Annotated in this window: 1 protein-coding gene; it reads right to left on the bottom strand. The window is 61.1% G+C overall.

The window, feature by feature from the left end; translation table 11 throughout:
• On the bottom strand, nucleotides 1–1626 hold a 1626-nt coding region (locus ACF089_RS35895), incomplete at both ends, for a condensation domain-containing protein (protein ID WP_392036434.1).

Raw genomic sequence — 1626 nt, 5'->3', positions numbered from 1 at the left:
CGGATTCCACTCGGTCAGCAGCTGTCGGCGCTCGCCCTCCAGGAGGACGTCGAGCCGGCCGATCCGTATATCGGGGTCGGCGGCGACGGCTTCCAGCAACCGGACATACCGAGCCGCGACAGCCTCGGCCGTCGACCGGTCGAACACATCACTCGCGAACTCCAGATAACCGTCCAACCCCGCCGGCCCACCATCCTCACCGAACCGCTCCACCAACCCCACCGACAAATCAAACTTCGCCACCCCACCCCCCGAAACCTCCGCCTCCACCCGCAACCCCGGCAACTCCACCACCAAACGCGGATCACCCTGCACCGTGAACAACACCTGAAACAAAGGATGCCGAGCCATCGAACGAACCGGATTCAACACCTCCACCAACCGCTCGAACGGCACATCCTGATGACCGAACCCCGCCAGATCAACCTCACGCGCCCGCCCCACCACCTCACGGAACGACGGATCACCCGACACATCCACCCGCAACACCAACGAATTCACAAAGAAACCCACCAACCCCTCCAACGCCACATCACCACGCCCCGCCACCGGACTCCCCAACGGAATATCCGACCCCGCACCCAACCGCGACAACAACGAAGCAAACCCCGCCTGCAACACCATGAACACACTCGCACCACACTCCCGAGCCAAACCAACCAACAACCGATGAACCCCACCACCCACCTCAAAACCAACCATCCCACCCCGATGACTCGCCACCACCGGACGAACACGATCGAACGGCAACACCAACTCCTCCGGCAACCCCTCCAAAGCACCACGCCAATACTCCAACTGCCCAGAACCCAAACTCCCCCCATCACCCTCATCACCCAACAGCCCACGCTGCCACAACGCATAATCCACATACTGCACCGACAACTCCGACCACCCCGGAACACCACCCCCACACCGAGCCCGATACGCCTCCACCAAATCACCCACGAACGGAGCCACCGACTCACCATCAGCCGCAATATGATGAATCACCACCGACAGAACATGAACCCCCTCCCCCACCCCGAACAACCGCACCCGAAACGGCACATCAACCGAAAGATCAAACCCCACACCCGCAGCCTCCGCCAAAGCCACCCCCAACTCATCCACACCCACCCCCACCACCGACAAACCCACATCCACCGCACCCGCATCCACCACCACCTGACACGGCACCCCACCCACATCAGGAAACACCGTCCGCAAACTCTCATGCCGACCCACCACATCACCCAACGCCAACCCCAAAGCCACACAATCCAACTCACCCAACAACCGCACCACAAACGGAATATTGTACGTACCCCCCGAACCCGAACCCCCCGAACCCGAACCCTCCAACCGATTCAAAAACCACAACCGCCGCTGAGCAAACGACAACGGAACCACCCCAGGACGCTCCACCCGCACCACACCCGGCCGAACACCCTCACCACCACCACGCCCCACCAAACCAGCAACCGAAGGCCACTCAAACAAATCCCTCACCGAATACCGAACACCCAACACCCCCTCAATACGACTGATCAAACGAGTCGCCAACAACGAATGCCCACCCAACTCGAAGAAACTGTCATGAACCCCCACCCGCGGCACCCCCAAAACCTCCGCGAAGAGTTCGCA

This window comes from Streptomyces sp. NPDC014894 (genome assembly GCF_043080985.1).
Lineage (GTDB): Bacteria > Actinomycetota > Actinomycetes > Streptomycetales > Streptomycetaceae > Streptomyces.
This window is presented reverse-complemented; position numbering and strand designations above follow the sequence as displayed.